Origin of the sequence: Cupriavidus pauculus, assembly GCF_003854935.1 — a bacterium.
Classification (GTDB): Bacteria; Pseudomonadota; Gammaproteobacteria; order Burkholderiales; family Burkholderiaceae; genus Cupriavidus; species Cupriavidus pauculus_C.
In genome coordinates, this window is sequence record NZ_CP033969.1 from 877,696 (window position 1) to 895,748 (window position 18,053).

Here is an 18,053-nt window from a genome sequence, read left to right on the forward strand (position 1 = left end):
GGAATGTTCGGTGGTTGCCGTGCGGACACAACGGCGGCCATGGCCCGGATTCTAGAAGCGCGAAACTGTCAAAACCCTGTCAAAACGGCCGTCCGGCGATCGGGGTTTACGTGGGGTAGCCGGCCGCCCTGTCGTTTTTTGGCATCGTCGCAGCGACCAAATCAGATCTGCACATCTTTGACTTGGCGCACGTCTGACATCTCACTACGATTGGTTTCAGTTGCCTGCCGCACCGACTTGCCGGCCGGACAGTGCAACGCCATGACAAGGACCGGCGCACCACGAGGCGCTGGCCGTTTCGGGACCTGCCGGGAGACCGGCTTTCGGGTGCAGTCAAGAAAAAGACGTTTCAGGGGTCATTCAATGGATACCACCATCAAGCCCGCCGACGGCTGGCCGCCGGAGCTCGACGCCAACGCCGACCGCGGCCTGTGGAAGAGCACCATGGCCGCCGCCAGCCAGGCGCTGGAAGCCGCCAAGGGCATGCAGGCGGCCGTCGGGCAGACGCTCAAGCTGCAGCACAAGATCATGGCGCTGCGCGACGAGCTGCACCGCGCCGAAGCCGAGCGCGATCTCTACCGCGACCTGCACGCGCGTACCGTCGACGAACTCAACCACACGCTGGACCTGAGCCCCGCCGAATGGCAGCGCCTGCGCGCCGACAACGAGACGCTGCAGATCCGCCACCGTGCCTACAAGCTGCTGGTGCAGCATTACGCGCGCAGCGGCACGCCGATCGACCCGGCCACGTTTGCCGAGCAGCGCAGCCGCGTGCAGCAGCACATCCTGTTCCAGCGGCGCAAGGGCATTCCGGTGTCGGTCATCACGGCCGACGACATCGCGTTCCTGTTGCGTTGACCCCAGCCGAAGGAGTGGCCATGAACTGCCTCATCCCTGAACAGGCGGCACCGGTGCATTGCCGGCCGGCGCATCAGCCGCGCACACCCGGTTGCGGCCCGCTTGCTTGGCGGCATATAGACGGCGGTCGGCCGTCGCCAGCATGGCATCGAGTGTCGGGCACGCGTCGGTCCCGGCTTCTGCGACGCCTATCGACACAGTAAAGCGGATGCGGCCGTCACCGTCCGCCTGCGGCGGCGCGTCGGCGGCCGGTGCGACCACCGTGGCCTCCACCACGCGGCGCAGGCGCTCGGCCGTCTCGGTGGCCTGCGCCAGCGTGGTGTCGGGCAGCAGCACCGCGAATTCCTCGCCGCCCAGCCGCGCGGGCAGGTCCGGCTCGCGCAGGTTCGCGCGCAGCGCGCCGGCCAGCGCCACCAGCACCAGGTCGCCGCTGGCATGGCCCCAGCGGTCGTTCACGCGCTTGAAGAAGTCGATGTCCAGCATCAGCATGGCCAGCGGCGAGCCGTCGCGCCGCCGCCGCGCCGCGGCCTTGCCGTACTGCTCGCTGTAGTGCCGGCGGTTGGCAAGCTGGGTGAGCGGATCGGTCTCGGCCAGCCGCTGCATTTTCTCGCCGGCGGCCAGGTAGTGGTTGAACAGCAGCGTCACCACGCGCAGCGTCACGAACATCAGCAGCGGCAGCGCCAGCCAGATCGCCAGCAGCGGCACGCTGATCCGCTGCATGACGGCGCGCGCGAGGTCGGTGTCGCTCAACGTTTCCAGCAGCATCCAGTTGCCCTGGTCGCCCACGGGCTGGTAGAGCAGGTACGCGTCGTCCGCGTGCCGCCGGCCGGCGCCCTTGTCGAACAGGTCCTGCGGCGGCACGCGGCGCCAGGCGGGGTCCACGTCTTCGGGCCAGCGCATGTCGACGCGCATGCTGTGCTGGCTGGCCGCGATGATCGCGCCGCGCCGGTCCATCAGCAGGCGCGACACCTGCGCCTCTTCGGGCGTGCCGATCAGCGCGCGCAGGCGGGGCAGCTTGACATCCACCGCCACCACGCCGCGAAAACGGCCGGACACATAGACCGGGATGCTCAGCGTGGTGCGCAGCTCGGTGCTTTCGAACTGGGTGTACAGGCGCGTCCAGCGCAGGTCCTGCGAGGCATCGTGCGCGGGCAGCAGTTCGCGGTAGTAGGCGATGTTGCTGAAACGCTGGAACAGCGCGGGCGCCTTGTCGGGGCCGCGCGGCGGGTAGGTGACGTAGAGCCCGTTGCTGGAGATGAAGGTGACCGTGCCGTCGCGGTCCTCGGTGCTGTGCAGGCTCAGGCCCAGCACGTGGCTGAGCTGGCGGGCCGCGTAGAGGTCGGCGCGCAGGTCCGCGTCGCGGCGCTCGAAGCCTTCCAGCGGTTCCAGCAGCGCCGGCGCGACGCCCACCACCGGCGCGTCGCCCAGCGGCACGTCCATCTGCCAGACCGGCGTGTTGCGCGCGGCAAAGGCGCGCTCCACGGCGGGGTCGGGTTCGGCCAGGCCGGCCTCGTGGATCGAGATCAGTTGCTGCGCGTAATCGCGCACGAACGTCAGCTTGGACCGCTCGGCCGCGAACACGGCCTCCACGCCCAGCGCGCGCAGGGTCAGCTCGTGCTGGCGCAGCGACAGCACGCGTTCGCGCAACTGGTACAGGTCGCGCGCGCCGACGATCAACATCATCAGCATCGCCAGCCCGAAGCCCACCACCACCACGCGCTGCGGATGCATCAGCGCCGCACGCGGCAGCCAGCGCGGCCGCGGCAGCATTTTGCGCCACGTCATCGAACGTCTCCCCGGCAAGGCCCGCCGCCGGTGGCGGGCTATGGCACGACGACTGCTGCTCGGAACTTCAGCGGCCAAGTGTAGTGCAGCCGATGCGCGCGTGCCATCGCCGGCACCTGCCGGCGATCAAGCCGGCATCACGGCGCGGCGTGGCGGTGCAGGGAGACGTAGTAAGCCGACGACTTCAGCGCGGCTCGGTGCGGAAGTAGACCAGCGCCAGCGCGGGCAGGGCAAAGCCGATCCAGCTTGCCAGCGGCCAGCCGGCACGCGCATAGGCCCAGGCGCCGACCGACGACCCGATGGCGCCGCCCACGAAGAAGATCGCCATGTACAGGCCGTTGAGCCGGCTGCGGTGCTCGGCCGACAGAGAGAATATCGCGCGCTGGCCGATCACGAGGTTGGTCGACACGGCGAAGTCCAGCAAGACCGCTGCCACGGTCAGAGACAGCAGCGACAGCATCGACCCCTCGGCGCCCACGCGGCTGAGCAGGAACGATCCGGCGCCCAGCGCCAGGGCCAGCGCGGTCATCTGGCGGCCGTGGCCGCGGTCCGCATAGCGGCCGGCCATCGGCGCGGCAATCGCCCCGGCCACGCCTACCAGCGCGAAGATCGCGATGCCGGTCTGCGACAGGTGGAAGGCCGGCCCGGCCAGGTACAGCGGCGTGGTGGTCCAGAACAGGCTGAACACGCCGAACATGCTGGCCTGGTACGCGGCCCGGCGGCGCAGCACCGGCTGGGTACGCAGCAGGTGGGCCATCGAGCCGAGCGTCTGCAGGTAGTTCGGGCCCGGCGCGGGCTGCCGCCGGGGCAGCTTGCGCGCCAGCACGACGCCCAGCAGCACCATCGCCACGGCCGACGCCGCAAAGATCGCGTGCCAGCCGAACACGTCGGACACCAGGCTCGACACCGGGCGCGCCAGCATGATGCCCATCAGCAGGCCGCTGGTGACATTGCCGACGGCGCGCCCGCGCGCGTGCTCGGGCGCCAGGTGGGCGGCAAACGGCACCAGCACCTGCACGGCCACCGAGCACAGCCCGATCATGCAGCCGGCGATCAGGAACACGCCCGCGTGCGTGGCCAGCGCGGCGGCCACCAGTGCCACGGCGCAGCCGGCCACCAGCACCAGCACGAGGCGGCGGTTCTCGACGATGTCGCCCAGTGGCACCAGCAGCAGCAGGCCAGCGCAGTAGCCGATCTGGATCAGCGTGACGATCAGCCCGGCGATTTCCGGCGACAGGTGCAGCGCCTGCGCGATGGGCCCGACCAGCGGCTGGGCGTAGTAGAGGTTGGCGACGATCATCCCGCAGGCCACGGCCAGCAAGGGGGTGATCCAGGCGGCGGGGGCGGCGGGGCGCGCGGCAGTGGTGGAGGTCATGGGGGCGGCTCGGGATGATGCCCCGGCATCGGGCCGGGAGCGCCGCCGATTCTACCGGGAGATAGATAGATGTGCTGGCGGCGGGGTTTCTTACTCGTCCAGCTCGTCCTCATCGTCGAAGCGGAACGCCTCCTGCACCGGCGCGGGGTTGTCGCCCTGCTCGGCGGCCGGCATCAGCGCGCTGACGCGCACGCCCAGCAGCCGGATGCGCCGCTCCAGCGGGATGCGCTTCAGGCATTCGGTGGCGCCGCGCCGGATCTCGCCGCCATCGGCCGTGTGCGCGGTCATCGTCAGGTCGCGCGTGACGGTGCGGAAATCGTCGAAGCGCAGCTTGATGCCCACCGTCCGGCCCACATAGCCCTTGCGGCGCAGGTCGTCGGCCACGCGCATGCACAGCTTGGTGAACTGCTCGGACAGCACGGGGCGGTCGCCGCGCGGATGCAGGTCGCGCTCGAACGTGGTCTCGCGGCTCATCGACTTCGGCTCGGAACTGACCACCACCGGCCGCTCGTCGCGCCCGTGGGCCACCTCGACCAGCCAGCTTGCGTAGTTGCGGCCGAAGTGGGCCTGCAGCAGCCCCAGGTCGGCTTCGGCCAGGTGCCCGACCGTCTCGATGCCGATGGCCTGGAGCTTTTCGGCCGCCTTGGGGCCGATGCCATTGACCTTGCGCGCCGGCAACGGCCAGATCCGCAGCGGGATATCGGCCGGCGTCAGGATCGTCAGGCCGTTGGGCTTGTCGAGTTCCGAACCGATCTTGGCCAGCAGCTTGTTGGGCGCCACGCAGATCGAACACGTCAGGCCGGTGGCGTCGTGGACGGCCGCCTTGATGCGCGCCGCCACATCGCGTGCGTCGCCGTCGACATCAGTCAGATCGATATAGATCTCGTCGATGCCGCGGTCTTCTATTTGTCCGGTGAATGTCCGGACCGCCGCCTTGAACAGGCCAGAGTACCGGCGGTAGGCGTCGAAGTCGGTCGGCAGCAGGATGGCGTCGGGCGCCAGCTTGGCGGCCTTCATCATGCCCATGGCCGAGAACACGCCCAGCGCCCGGGCCTCGTAGGTCGACGTGGTCACCACGCCCCGGCCCACGTAGTTGCGCAGCCGCGCGTAGCGGCGCGAGCCGTCGGGCAGGGTCTCGGGAATGGCGTTGCGCCCGCCGCCGATCACCACCGCCTGGCCGCGCAGGTCCGGATAGCGCAGCAGTTCCACCGACGCATAGAACGCGTCCATGTCGAGATGGGCGATGCGCCGGGGCACGGTGGAAGACATTGGGGGCGCGGCTATACTGTATAAACGTACAGTATAGTGCGGCGGCCTGGTTTCAGGAATAGGGCGCGACGCGGGTGGATTATTCCCAGCATCAATGATTTTCGATCATCTTCATGCCACTTCATTTTTTACATCGATGACCCGCTTGGGGCCGAAGCGGCTGACCAGCACGCCTTCCGTTGCGTAGATCGCCAGCGAAATCCAGATCAGCGCGTACCCGATCTGCTTCTGCGCCGGAAACGGCTCTTGGTAGAGCCAGATGCCGAGCCCGAGCTGGATGGTGGGCCCGGCGTACTGGAGCAGGCCGAGCAGCGACAGCGGAATGCGCCGCGCGCCGGCCGCGAACAGCAGCAGCGGCACCGCGGTGACCGGCCCGGCCAGCAGCAGCAGGACTTGCGTACCCGTGGCTGCGGCGCGCGTGGTGTCCTGCCCGGTCAGGAACAGGAACGCCAGTGCCGAGGCCGCCACCGGGAACAGGATCAACGTTTCCAGCGACAGCCCTTCCAGCGCCCCGAGCGCGCCGGTCTTGCGCAGCAGCCCGTAGCCGCCGAACGACGCCGCCAGCCCCAGCGCGATCCACGGCAGATGCCCGGCCGTCCACGTCAGCCAGAACACGCCGGCCGCCGCGATGGCGATCGACAGCCACTGCACCGGGCGCAGCCGCTCGTGCAGCAGCAGCACGCCCAGCAGCACGCTGAACAGCGGGTTGATGAAGTAGCCCAGGCTGGCGTCGACCACGCGGTCCGCGGACACGGCCCAGATGTACAGGAACCAGTTGGCGCACAGCAGCCCGGCGCTGGCCGCGAAGTTCAGGATCAGGCGCGGCCGGGCCGCCACCTCGCGCAGCCAGCCGAAATGGCGGCGCCAGAGCACGATCGCGCCCAGGAACACCAGCGACCAGACCATCCGGTGCAGCAGGATTTCCAGCGGCGCCACGCCGTGCAGGGACTTGATGTAGAGGGGCAGCAGGCCCCAGATGATGTACGCCAGCAGGGCGTAGAAAATGCCGAGTTGCATGAGGAGGATTCCCGGGTAGTGTCCCGTTGTGGGGCGGATTCTACCGGGGTGTGGCGCCAGGCGCCGGGCAGGGTCCTTGCCATGAAAAAACCCGGCCGGAGCCGGGTCTTTCGGATGGCGGGCAGCCAGCGCTTACAGCTTGCGGGCGAAGCTGAACTGCGAGAACGCCTGCTCGGCCACGTTGAACCATGCGGCCTCGTTGTTGCGGAAGACGCGCCAGTCGTCGTAGATCTTCTTGAACGACGCGTTCTTGCCGCTTTCCTCGGCGTAGGCGTCCTGGGTGGCCTTGAAGCACGCCTCCATGATCTCCTTCGAGAACGGGCGCAGCTTCACGCCGTTTTCCAGCAGCCGGGCCAGCGCCTGCGGGTTCACGGTGTCGTACTTGGCCATCATGTTCGTGTGGGCCTCGATCGTGGCCGTTTCCAGCGCGCGCTTGTACAGGGCCGGCAGCTTGTCGAATTCCGGCTGCGACGCGTAGAACGACAGCTGCGCGCTGCCTTCCCACCAGCCCGGGTAGTAGTAGTACGGCGCCACCTTGTAGAAGCCGAGCTTCTCGTCGTCGTACGGGCCCACCCACTCGGCCGCGTCGATCGTGCCTTTTTCCAGCGCCGGGTAGATGTCGCCGCCGGCAATCTGCTGCGGCACCACGCCCAGGCGCGACAGCACCACGCCGGCAAACCCGGCCACGCGGTACTTCAGGCCCTGCAGGTCGGCCACGGTCTTGATTTCCTTGCGGAACCAGCCGCCCATCTGGGCGCAGGTGTTGCCGCCCATGAAGTTGACGACGTTGTATTCCTTGAAGAACTCGCGCATCAGCTTCATGCCGTTGCCCTGCAGCATCCAGGCGTTCTGCTGGCGCGCGGTCAGGCCGAACGGGATGGTGGTGTCAAAGCACAGCGTGGGGTTCTTGCCGAAGTAGTAGTAGCCGGCCGTGTGGCCGATCTGCACGGTCTGGTTCTGCACGGCGTCCAGCACCTGCAGGCCCGGCACGATTTCGCCGGCCGCGAACACCTTGATGTTGAACTTGCCGTCGGTCAGTTCCTTCACGCGCTGGCTCAGGGTCTCGGCGCCGCCGTAGATCGTGTCGAGCGACTTCGGAAAGCTCGACGCCAGGCGCCATTCCACGGCGGGGTTGCTGCCGACGACGGCGGGCGCGGCCGGGGCACTGGCCGATGCGGCCGGCGCCGCGGGCTTGTCTTCCTTGCCACAGGCAGCCAGCGCACCCGTAGCGGCGACGGCCGAGGCCTTCAACAGGAAGGAACGACGTTCCATGGACATCTCCTCTCTTATATGTATGCGGAACTGCCTGGGCGCCAATGTGTTGCCCAACCGACAGGTCGGACGATTATAGCGGTGGCCTTTTGGGCACGGCTTTCCTTCGGGATGGGGGTTTTCGCTAGGAATTCGGCACGGACACAACGGTTTGCACCCCGGGCCGCGCGATGCCCGCAAACGGTGCGCCGGCAGTTTCGCAATGTGGGATTTCCAACGCTTTTCCAACGCTTTGTGACGACCTGGCGGGATTTTGTAACCCGGCTTGCGGTCAAAAAATTCGCCTGTTAAAACCGGAGCCCTCGTCCGGCTTTCGATCGCACCGCCAGATCCTCCGTCCGATCGCGCCGACGCCGTTGACCGTTGTTTCGATGCTGGAATCCGTACTGCTTCCCGACCGCCTGCTGCCCCGCCGCCGCCTTGCGTCCGCCATCCTGGCCGCGTGGGGCGTGGCCGCGTGCGCGCAGACCGGCGGCCCGGCCACCACGGCCCTGACGCGGCCGCCGCTGATCTCGGCGGCGCCCGTGGTCAGCCCGGTGGCATCCGCCGTGGCGACGGCCGCCGTACCCACCGCTGCGCCGGCCGACCCGCTGGCCGACGTGATCCAGGCTGCGAGCGCAATCGATGCAGTCGATGCCGCCCCGGCCACGGTGGCCCAGGCAGCGCCGGAGACTGCGGCCGACGCCAATCCGGATTTCGTCGGCCCGCCCGACGCGCTGGCCCCGCCGCCGCCCCCTCCGCCGCCGCTGGTGCTGTTCCCGAACCGGCTCGGCGAATTCCCGGCCCAGCCGGAGCCCTTCGTGGCACGCCGGACCGACAGTGCGGACGCCACCGCGGCGGCAAGCGATCCCTCCGGTGCGTCCGATACGCCACCCGCCACGCCTTCCGACGCCCCACCAGTGCTGCGGTCCCAGTTGCCCGCCGACGATCCGGCAGGCGACTCGGTCTGGCGCCTCGGCTACAGCGGCCGGGCCGCCGTGGAAGACCGGTCGGGCACCCAGCGCGCCTGCCCCGGCGGCGGCACGCCGTCGGCCAGCTTCGGCCAGGGCCTGGCGTGCACGAGTTCGGGCGAGGTCAAGATCCGCGAATCGGTGGCCGACATCGGCGGCGGCGCCCAGGTGCAGCTCGTGGCGCAGGCCAAGGGCACCAATGCGACATCGGTCAACGGCAACGCGGCCGCGGTCGACCCGTACGCGCTGGTGCCGAATTTCTACACGTCGGTCAGCGGGCTGTCCGGCCTGTCGGTGCTTGACGGCGCCAGCGTCTGGGCCGGCCGCCGCGACAGCAGCCCGTTCCTGATGTCGTCGGGCCTGCTGCCGCCCAATTCCTCGTCGATGCGATTCGGCATCGACAACGCCAGGCTCGGCGATTTCGGGCTCAGCTACCAGTACACCGCCCGCAACGACCTGAACGGCGCCAAGCTGCCGAGCTACCACTCGGTGCTGACCGCACCGATCGGCACCAACGATGACGGCTCGGTGCGGCTCGGTTTCACGCGCGTGGAGCCGCTGTCGCAGATCGAGGACACCGGCAGCGCGTGGTGGGCATCGGCCATGCACGAGCAGAAGGGCGTGCTCTACGGCACCAACCGGCTCGGCTTCCAGTACGGGCAGGGGTCGCGCACGGCCATGACCGGCTATTCGGGCATGGGCAACGAGCTGTCGCGCGTGCGGGTGTCGGAATCGATGGAGTGGAAGGGCCGCTCGGGGCTGGCCGGATCGGTGGAATCGAGCCTGCAGCTCGACCGCTCGGGGATGGGCACGCTGCAATGGGCCGCCACGCGGGTACGGCCGGCCTTTGTCGCCAACGACCAGTTCAAGCTGACCTTCGAGGTGGCGCACGACCAGATCTCGTCGGGGTTTGGCGTCGGCGGGCAGCGCACCGCCTTTACCGTGGCGCCCACGCTGACGCTGGGCAAGTCCACCGGCAACGCCAACCTGCGCGCGTTCTACACCTACAGCCGCGCCAACGACGTGGATGGCATCACGTTCGCCGCCCCGGCCGACGCCTGGGCCTCGCAGGCCACCGGGTCGATCTTCGGCGTGCAGCTCAATCGGCGCTGGTAACGCCGGCACGGCGGCGCCACGCCCGCGCGGGCGCTGCCGGACGCTGCTTTTCCCGCGTCGCCGCCGGCCGGCACAGCCAGTGGAACAGCAGCGTGGCATTCATCGCACCAAATGTCTGGGCGCCGATGAATGCCGGAACATCCATCATACGAATACCTGCAAAGGAATCGGTTAGCGCGCAGGCCAGCGTCAGAGCCGGGTTGGCAAATGACGTGGACGATGTGAACCAGTAGCCGGCGGTGATATAGCCGGCCACCACGCCGGGCACGAGGCCGGGCCGGAAGCGCCCGGTGGCCATGGCCAGCCCGACCAGCCCGAACGACGCCAGGTATTCGCTCCACCACATCGGCATACCGGTCCGCGGCTGCGTGGACAACGCCAGCGGCGGCAGGCCGAACATCAGATGGGCGGCAATCACGCCCGCTACCGCGCCCGCCAGTTGCACGCACATGTAGCCGGCCGCCTCGCGCGCCGGCAGGCGGCCCTGCACCAGTTGCGACAGGCTCACGACCGGATTGAAGTGCCCGCCGGACACCGGCCCCAGCGACACCAGCAGCGCCACCAGTCCCGCGCCGGTGGCCAGTGCGTTGCAGAGCAGGGCCAGCGCCGTATCGCCGGCGGCCAGGCGCTCGGCCCGGATGCCGGACCCGACCACGATGGCGACCAGCAGGGCCGTACCCAGCGCTTCGGCCACGAGCCGGCGCGGCAGGTTCGGTACATCGGGAAGGGGGTCGGGAGAAGCGGGCAGGGCGACAGCGGTGGACATGCGGGAAATCGTCGAAAAGCGATCGCGCAGTGTTCCGTGGCGGGCAACCCCCCGTCAATGCAGCGGGACGATGTTGAGAAGCGACCGCCGGTACCGAATCGGCCCGGCTATTGCAGGTCGTTGCGCAGGATCAGCAGCCACGGCATGTGCGAATTCGTGAAGCCGTCGAGCTGGCCCGCGTCGTTGAGGTCGATCACGTCCATCGACACCGACTGCTGCACATTGCCGCCAATCGCCTTGACCACGTTGGCGGCCCGGTCGACCTCGACGACGATGTCGCAATGCATCGGCGTGGTGCCGAAGCCGATCTCGGACGGATCCGACAGGTATTTGTCGCGCCCGCGGCCGGCGCAGATCATGTCGCCGGGACGCGGCAGCCCGGGCACCGGTTCGACGTGGAACGCCGGGCGCGGCAAAATGCCGTCGCGCGCGTCCACCACGTACATCGAATGGGACTGGCCGGTCAGGAACTGGTCGTTGTCGAGCCCCGCCTTGCGCATGATCCAAGAGATGAACACGGCCGACCAGGCCCACGCGCCCTGCGTGACCTGCCGGCAGTCGGGCGCCTCGCCGACGATGCCCCAGTAGCGCTGGGCCATGCGGCAGCCCTGAGGCGTGGCTTCCATGCCGGTGCCATCGGGAAATCGCAGGCATTCCGCGTCGCCATCGTTTTCCATGTCGACGTCGGCCGACGGCTGCGCGCCCGCGCCAATGCCCAGGCCATTGGCCGCCACGGCGGGCGCCGGAGCCGGCAGCGGGCTGTGCGTGACGCAGGCCGAATCGTCGCGGCCGATATGGACCACCTGGCTGCCCCATTTGCGCCACTCCTGCAGCGCGATATCGACGATCCGCTCGCGCGGCGTTGCGCCGGCGGGCGTGACCACGCGCTCGGGGTCGGGCAGGGCCGGGGCCTGCGGCCGCGCGGTACGTGGCGGCGCCGTGGTGCAACCGCACAGCACGGCCAGGGCAACCGCGGCCGTCAGCGTCTGCCAGCGACGCTTCGGCGCCTGTGGAGAATGCTGTGGAAGCTTGTGTGAAAAGCGCTGTGAATAAGGCTGTGGAAATCTGCGCGCGAGCAATCGGTGCAACATGTCAGGCCCGTGAATCCTGATCTGGCGCAAGGCCTTGAGTAGCCAAGCGTGAACGACATTCTCGCGCGGTGGCCGGGATCGTGCAGCGTGGCGTTGCCGGCTGTGCGATTCCGCGCGCGGAGCTGGGCGGGAAATCGTGTGGATAACGTCCCCGCGCGCTGCGCACCTGCGCCGCTTCAGGGCCCGGGCGGCGGCACGGCGGGGTCATGCGAGGCGGGCGCGTAGGCGTGCCCGTCGTCGCCATTACTGGTTCACAGCGTCCTTGAACTTCTGGCCTGCCTTGAACTTCACGGTCTTCGCAGCTTCCACCTTGATTTCTTCGCCGGTGCGCGGGTTGCGGGCCATGCGCTCGCCACGTTCGCCCTTGCTGAAGGTACCAAAGCCGATCAGGCTCAGGGTCTCGCCCTTGGCCACGGCATCCATGATGGCGTTCAGGGTCACGTTCAGGGCCTGTTCGGCCTTGGCCTTGGTCAGACCGTCCACACCGGCTGCGATCGCGTCGATCAGTTCGGTTTTCGTCATGCTTCACTCCGTCTCGAGTTGAAAAAACACTGACGTCCTGCCCGGGCGCTCCCGCTGGAAGCCGCCCCGGCAAAGACGCCGCGGGCCACATCATACCGTGTCGGACACGCCGCACCGGGAACAGTTTGTTACGGGTACGCGCCGCGAACCCGCTTCAGCGCTGGCTTGGCGGGCATCGGCACGGTCTGCGAGGGGGCGGCGCCAGCCATTCGGCCGGGTCCGTCGGCAGGGTGGGGGAGATGCCCCGGCATCACCGGGACGCCCGTATACGCCCGCAGAGGGCCCCTGGCGCGCTTGAGGGCTTGCGACAGCCCGGAGGGTGTCCTGCGACGTATACGCCCCTGGAGGGCCCGCAGAAGGCGCGTATACCGCTGCGCAGGGAGCCGGGCGGGGTATACCGCCGACAACCGGGCAGCCACGTTCCGGCCTGCCCAAATTTTCATCGCGATCGATTTGCGCCAGATCCACCGGCGGGCCTGGCAGGTTGGCGTATACCGGGCCGGCTGCCTTCCTCCTCCGTATGGTTTACATCTTTCTTTTATGTATACGAATAGTAGTAACAGGTAAGCCACGCCCGTTTCTGTGGATAACCGCGTATACGCCAACGCAATCAAGCGTTTACGTATACCAAAACCCCGGGGACGGATTGTTGGCGGCGCGGGATGACTCATCCTTCCGGACGGGTTGAGGCACGTATACCGGTCGACTTGTTCGTATACGTTCCCCACGCCAGCCCCAGGCAACCCACACCAAACCCGCGCGCTTATCCACAAAAATCGCCCCGGTTATCCACATCGGTATACGTGCCCGATGCGTATACCTGCCACGGCCGCGCGGGTATCATCCGGTTCGCGCCGGACTGGGCCGGCGCGCATCAACCGCACACGGGAACCTATGTCGGACAAGGCCACGGACGCCAAGAAGGGGAAGAAGACCGCCAGCGATCGCATCGAGGTGCGCCAGTCGGGCGTGCATGGCAAGGGCGTCTACGCGATCGGCGCGATTGCCGAAGGCGAGCGCGTGATCGAATACAAGGGCGAGCACATTTCCTGGAAAGAGGCGCTCAAGCGCCATCCGCACGATCCGGCCGACCCGAACCACACGTTCTATTTCAGCCTGGACGACGGCAACGTGATCGACGCCAAGTACGGCGGCAACCGCGCGCGCTGGATCAACCATGCGTGCGACCCGAACTGCGAGGCACGCGAGAAGAAGGGCCGCGTCTTCATCCACGCGCTGCGCGACATCGCGCCGGGCGAGGAGCTTTTCTATGACTACGGCCTGGTCATTGACGCGCGCTATACCAAGAAGCTGAAGAAGGAATACGAATGCCGCTGCGGCAGCCCCAAGTGCCGGGGCACGATGCTGGCGCCCAAGGACAAGCAGGGCAAGTAGGCGGGGCCTAGCCGGCGGCGGCGCCCGGCGCCTCGCAGGGTATCCGGATCACGAAGCGCATGGAGGGCCGCCGGGCCAGCGCCTCGGGCGCCGAGGGCTCGTCGGTGCCGCCGGCCATGGCCAGCGGCGCGGTCGTCGACGAGGTGGCCGACGAGGTGGGGGAAGCGGTGGCCGCGGGCACGTCCTCGATCCGGATCGTGCCCTGGTGCAGCGTCACGATCTCGTGCACGATGGCCAGCCCCAGGCCGGCGCCGCCCGGCGCGGCCTGCAGCGTCGGGGCGCCCGGCGTGTGATCGCCCCGGAAGAAGCGCTTGAACACTTCCTCGCGGCGCGCGGGCGGAATGCCCGGCCCGTTGTCCTCGATCATCACGACGGCCATGCCGCGGTGGCCCATCGTCTCGCCGCCGGCGCGCACGGTGATGCGTCCGCCGGCCGGCACGTACTTCACCGCGTTGTCGATCAGGTTCGACAGCGCCTCGCGCATCAACAGCCGGTTGCCGCGCACCATGGCCGGCGCGCCGCCCGTGAAGGTGGGGCCCGGCAACACCTCGAACCCCAGGTCCACGCGCCGCGCCAGCGCCTGCGGCACCCATTCCGCGCCGGTCTCGAACGCCAGCTCGGCCAGGTCGAAGTGCTCGACCGGCCCGAGCCGTTCCAGCGACAGCCCCGGCTCCGCGCGCGCCAGCGACAGCAACTGGTTCGACAGCCGCACGGCGCGGTCGGCCGCGGTCTGTACCTCGCGCAGCGCGTGGCGGGCCACGTCGAGCGAATCGGCCTCGACCGCGCGGTCGGCATGGAGCTTGACGGCCGTGAGCGGCGTGCGAAGCTGGTGCGCCGCGTCGGCGATGAATTTGCGTTGCGCGTCCAGCGCGTCGCGCAGCCGCGACAGCAGCGCATTGAGCGCCCGGATCAGCGGCTCCACCTCGGCCGGCACCTGGGTTTCGTCCAGCGCCGCCAGCGACCGCGCGGTCTGGCGGTTCAGCTTGTCGGTCAGGATCTGCAGCGGCACCAGCTCTTCCTTGAGCACGTGCGACAGGATCAGGCTGCCCACCAGCAGCAGCAGGATCAGCGGCACCGAGACCGACAGCAGGATCTCGTTGGCCGCCGTCTCGCGCCGGTCCAGCAGCTCGGCCACCTCGACCACGATCGGCCCGCGCGGCACCTGCACCTCGGCCCCCGTCGTCCCCAATTCATCGGCGGCCGCGCTCGGCAGGCTCACCGGCAGCCGCACCGCGCGCACCTGGCGGCCGCTGAACCACGCGTAGAACAGCCGCGCGTCGTGCAGCGACGTCTGGCCCGTGCCGTAGCCCAGCCACGTGTCCATGCCGCCGATCAGCCCGTCCGGGCCGTGGATGCGCCAGTAGATGCGGTCCGATCCCTCCGCTTCCACCAGGGTCTGGGCGATGACGGGGATGTCCTGCTCAAGCCGGGGGCCGGCAATGCGGATCTGCTGGGCGATGTTGTTGGCCACGCCATAGAGCGCGCGGTCGAACACCTGCGTCGTGTAGTGCGCCGCCAGCCAGTACGACAGCGAGCCGCTGGTCAGCACCAGCGCGAACAGCGGCGTGGCCAGCGCGCGCAGCAGGTGGATGCGCAGGCTCGGGTTCGACGTCCCGCGCTGGGTGGCGGCGCGCTGGCGCCCGCGGCCCAGGCCGCCGCGCAGGCGCCGGCCCGGCGCGCTCGCGTCGCCAGGCGGGGCGGAAGAGGATTGCGAACGCGGCCACATGGCGATTCAGGGCGTCATCGAAAGGCGGCCCGGCAGGCGCCGGCCGCGGGGTGCCGGCTCAGTGGCCGGCCCGGATCTGCAACAGGTAGCCAAAGCCGCGCACGGTGACGATCTCGACGTCGGCGTCCTCCAGCTTCTTGCGCACGCGGTGCACGTAGACCTCGATGGCGGTATCGCCGACCGTGTCGCCGCCTTCGCCGGCCGGATGGGCAAACGTGGCCAGGTGGTCCTGCAGCTGCGCCTTGCTGACCACGCGGCCCTGGCGCTGCAGCAGCAGCTCCAGCACGGCGAATTCGCGCGGCGACAGCTCCAGCGGCCGGCCATCGACGAACATGCGGCGGTCGTTGCCGGACAGGCGCAGCCGGCCCAACCGCACGTCGCGCTCGGGCGCGGCCTCGCCATGCTGGCTGCGGCGCAGCAGCACGCGCACGCGCGCTTCCAGCTCGGGCAGTGCAAAGGGCTTGACCAGGTAGTCGTCGGCGCCGGCGTTCAGGCCCGACAGCTTGTCTTCGAGTTCGTCGCGCGCGGTGAGGATCAGGACGGGCGTGGTGCGGTTGCGGGCGCGGTAGCGGGCCAGCAGCGTCATGCCGTCGATGCCGGGCAGGCCCAGGTCCAGGATGACCAGGTCGTGCTGCTCCTTGAGCAGGTGGTCGGTGGCATAGACGCCGTCATGCACCACGCGCACCTGGTGGCCGGCGCGGGACAGCCCGGCCTCCACGCCGCTGGCGATTTGACGGTCGTCCTCGATCAGCAGGATACGCATGGTGATACCGGTGACATGGAAACGGAAACAATGTCGCCGATTGTACAGGCCGGGCCCGCGGCCTGCCTTTCAGTTGGCCTACAGCGCGGGCCGCGCCGGCGGCGTCAGCGGGCCAGCCCGGCGGCGGCCTGCTCGATGAACGTCGCCAGGTCGATATCGCGCTGCGTCAGGCCGTTGGCGTCGTGCGTGGACAGCGTGATGTCCACGCGGTTGTACACGTTGAACCACTCGGGATGGTGATCCACCTTGTCCGCGTGCAGCGCCACGCGCGTCATGAAGCCGAACGCGGCGTTGAAGTCGGCGAACCGGAACGATTTGTGGATCGCGTCGCGGTCCTGGACGGGCGTCCAGCCGGGCAGCGCGGCCAGCAGGGGCTTGCGGGCGTCTTGCGAGAGAGGGGTCATGATTGGGCTCGATCTGAAGGGTTGTCTGCGGGAGCGCAACAAAAGCCGGCCCGCCCCGGGCCACGGCGGGGCCGCGGGGCATGGCAGGCATTGTTTCACAAAGCGGGATGGCGGGGCGGGTGGCGGCTCAGATGTCGTCGCTGTCGCCCCAACCCTCGCGGGTGCCGGCGTGGATGACCCGGTCGCCCTCGGCGATGTCGCCCGCGCCCAGCGTCGGCAGCGCGCGCAGCGTCGGGTACAGGTCGGTGAAGTCCGGGCGCGTGGCGTCAAACAGTTGTTCGAAGCTGTCGATCACGAAGTACGTCTTCTGGAACGTGTCGATCCGGTAGCGCGTGCGCATGATACGGCGCAAATCGAAGCCGATCCGGTTCGGGCTGGCCGAATCAAGGCTGTAGATCGATTCGCCCTGGCTGGAGACGATGCCGGCGCCGAAGATCCGCAGCCCCTGCGGCGTGCGGATCAGGCCGAATTCCACGGTGTACCAGTACAGCCGCGCCAGCATGTCCAGCGCGCCCAGCCGCGCGGCCTTCAGGCCACCCTTGCCGTACGCCTCCATGTAGTCGGCAAAGACCGGGTTGATCAGCAGCGGCACGTGGCCGAACACGTCGTGGAAGCAGTCGGGCTCCTGCAGGTAGTCGATCTGCTCGGGCTTGCGCATCCACCAGCTTGCCGGAAAGCGCCGGTTGGCCAGGTGCTCGAAGAACACCTCGTCCGGTACCAGCCCCGGCACCGCCACCACCTGCCAGCCCGTGGCGCGCATCAGCATCTCGTTGAGCTGGTCGAAATCGGGCACGCGGTCGCGCGCCATGCCCAGCGTGGCCAGCCCCTGCAGGAATTCGTCGCAGACGCGGCCTTCCAGCATCGCCGCCTGGCGGTCGTAGAGCTTGCGCCACGTTGCGTGGTCGGTGTCGGTGTAGCGGTGCACCGGCTGGGCGATGGTGAAGTCCGAACGCAGCTCCTGGCCGGACAGCAGTCCTTCCTCGAACTGTTCCTTGAGCTTGGCGGTCAGCGTGCCGGCAAAGTTGCCCGCAGGCTGGTCGGCGCGGGGCGTGGTGGCCGAGGGGGTCATGCGGCGTCTCCGTTTGATTTGTCGATCCGTTGCGGATTTCCTGCATAGTCTAGCCAGCCAATCGCGCAGAATGCGCGCAAAGTTGGGGGCTTGGCGCCATGCCGTGCATATAATCCGCGTACCGTCATCCACCCATGCAGGATTCTTGCAACCATGCCTACTGCCCTTCTCGATCCCTACGACCTGGCCCTGCTGGCCGCGCTGCAGGCCGATGGCCGTTCCACCCACCAGCAACTGGCCGAGCGGGTGCACCTGTCGCCCAGCCAGGTCGGGCGCCGGCTGGCCCGCCTGGAGACCGACGGGGTGATAACCGGCTACCGGGTCAACCTGTCGCTGCCCGCGCTGGGGCTGGGTGTGATGGTGTTCATCAGCGTCAAGCTGGCCCACCACGGCGACACGATCATCGAGCGCTTTGGCGAGGAAATCATGCTGCTGGAGGAGGTGCAGGAGTGCTACGCCGTGGCCGGCGAGGCCGACTACCTGATCCGCGTGGTCGTGCAGGACCTGCCGATGCTGGCCGATTTCACGATGAAGCGGCTGATGCGGGTGCCGGGCGTGGAGAGCATTCGGTCCAACATCGTGCTTACCCCGCTCAAGAAGGAGGGACCGCTGCCGCTGGCCCATTTGCGCTAGAACGGCGGTTCGTTCTGCCGAAATGTGCAGAGGCTTGCGCTT

15 protein-coding genes and 1 pseudogene are annotated in these 18,053 nt (G+C 68.7%); 4 read left to right on the forward strand and 12 right to left on the reverse strand.

Annotated features, from left to right (window positions below; translation table 11 throughout):
- Positions 1-363 precede the first annotated feature (363 nt).
- Positions 364-858, forward strand: coding sequence for a hypothetical protein (locus EHF44_RS05725; RefSeq protein WP_124682863.1), 495 nt, complete (start codon positions 364-366; stop codon positions 856-858).
- A 30-nt stretch (positions 859-888) separates the two neighbouring features.
- Here the strand turns inward: EHF44_RS05725 and EHF44_RS28840 are convergent, their stop codons facing one another.
- The 5 genes from EHF44_RS28840 to EHF44_RS05750 form a co-directional block, all read right to left on the reverse strand.
- Positions 889-2,643, reverse strand: a complete 1,755-nt coding sequence (locus tag EHF44_RS28840) for a diguanylate cyclase (RefSeq protein ID WP_124682864.1) — start codon at positions 2,641-2,643, stop codon at positions 889-891.
- Between the two features lie 184 nt (positions 2,644-2,827).
- Positions 2,828-4,018: an MFS transporter gene (locus EHF44_RS05735; RefSeq protein WP_124682865.1), complete on the reverse strand. Its 1,191-nt coding sequence runs from the start codon at positions 4,016-4,018 to the stop codon at positions 2,828-2,830.
- A 90-nt stretch (positions 4,019-4,108) separates the two neighbouring features.
- On the reverse strand, positions 4,109-5,287 hold the full coding sequence (dinB, locus tag EHF44_RS05740; protein ID WP_124682866.1) for a DNA polymerase IV: 1,179 nt from the start codon (positions 5,285-5,287) through the stop codon (positions 4,109-4,111).
- A 111-nt stretch (positions 5,288-5,398) separates the two neighbouring features.
- Positions 5,399-6,304: an EamA family transporter RarD gene (rarD, locus tag EHF44_RS05745; protein WP_124682867.1), complete on the reverse strand. Its 906-nt coding sequence runs from the start codon at positions 6,302-6,304 to the stop codon at positions 5,399-5,401.
- Between the two features lie 132 nt (positions 6,305-6,436).
- On the reverse strand, positions 6,437-7,576 hold the full coding sequence (locus tag EHF44_RS05750) for a TRAP transporter substrate-binding protein (protein WP_124682868.1): 1,140 nt from the start codon (positions 7,574-7,576) through the stop codon (positions 6,437-6,439).
- Between the two features lie 371 nt (positions 7,577-7,947).
- Here EHF44_RS05750 and EHF44_RS05755 point away from each other — a divergent pair, with 371 nt between their 5' ends.
- Entirely contained in the window at positions 7,948-9,642 is a 1,695-nt protein-coding gene (locus EHF44_RS05755) for a carbohydrate porin (protein WP_124682869.1), read from the forward strand.
- Here the strand turns inward: EHF44_RS05755 and EHF44_RS05760 are convergent.
- The 3 genes from EHF44_RS05760 to EHF44_RS05770 all read right to left on the reverse strand — a co-directional run bounded on the left by EHF44_RS05760 (position 9,626) and on the right by EHF44_RS05770 (position 12,021).
- A complete protein-coding gene (locus tag EHF44_RS05760) occupies positions 9,626-10,408 on the reverse strand; it encodes an aquaporin (RefSeq protein ID WP_124682870.1) in 783 nt (260 codons plus the stop codon). The genes EHF44_RS05755 and EHF44_RS05760 overlap by 17 nt on opposite strands.
- 107 nt (positions 10,409-10,515) lie before the next feature.
- Positions 10,516-11,499: a DUF2272 domain-containing protein gene (locus tag EHF44_RS05765; RefSeq protein WP_124682871.1), complete on the reverse strand. Its 984-nt coding sequence runs from the start codon at positions 11,497-11,499 to the stop codon at positions 10,516-10,518.
- A 243-nt stretch (positions 11,500-11,742) separates the two neighbouring features.
- A complete protein-coding gene (locus tag EHF44_RS05770) occupies positions 11,743-12,021 on the reverse strand; it encodes an HU family DNA-binding protein (RefSeq protein WP_066737795.1) in 279 nt (92 codons plus the stop codon).
- 894 nt (positions 12,022-12,915) lie between these two features.
- Between EHF44_RS05770 and EHF44_RS05775 the strand changes: the two genes are divergently transcribed.
- The gene (locus tag EHF44_RS05775) at positions 12,916-13,416 is read left to right on the forward strand and encodes an SET domain-containing protein (protein WP_124682872.1); all 501 of its coding nucleotides are present in this window, start codon (positions 12,916-12,918) and stop codon (positions 13,414-13,416) included.
- Positions 13,417-13,597: 181 nt separating this feature from the next.
- Here the strand turns inward: EHF44_RS05775 and EHF44_RS05780 are convergent.
- From EHF44_RS05780 to phhA, 4 genes and pseudogenes are all read right to left on the reverse strand, one after another.
- Positions 13,598-15,142, reverse strand: a pseudogene (locus EHF44_RS05780) (sensor histidine kinase); the annotation flags it as partial.
- 58 nt (positions 15,143-15,200) lie between these two features.
- Positions 15,201-15,905, reverse strand: a complete 705-nt coding sequence (locus tag EHF44_RS05785) for a response regulator transcription factor (RefSeq protein WP_066737789.1) — start codon at positions 15,903-15,905, stop codon at positions 15,201-15,203.
- A gap of 104 nt (positions 15,906-16,009) precedes the next feature.
- Positions 16,010-16,309: a 4a-hydroxytetrahydrobiopterin dehydratase gene (locus EHF44_RS05790; protein ID WP_124682874.1), complete on the reverse strand. Its 300-nt coding sequence runs from the start codon at positions 16,307-16,309 to the stop codon at positions 16,010-16,012.
- A gap of 127 nt (positions 16,310-16,436) precedes the next feature.
- Positions 16,437-17,378: a phenylalanine 4-monooxygenase gene (phhA, locus tag EHF44_RS05795; protein WP_124682875.1), complete on the reverse strand. Its 942-nt coding sequence runs from the start codon at positions 17,376-17,378 to the stop codon at positions 16,437-16,439.
- Between the two features lie 153 nt (positions 17,379-17,531).
- On the opposite strand from phhA, the gene EHF44_RS05800 reads away from it, so the two are divergent.
- On the forward strand, positions 17,532-18,011 hold the full coding sequence (locus EHF44_RS05800; protein ID WP_124682876.1) for an Lrp/AsnC family transcriptional regulator: 480 nt from the start codon (positions 17,532-17,534) through the stop codon (positions 18,009-18,011).
- Positions 18,012-18,053 lie beyond the last annotated feature (42 nt).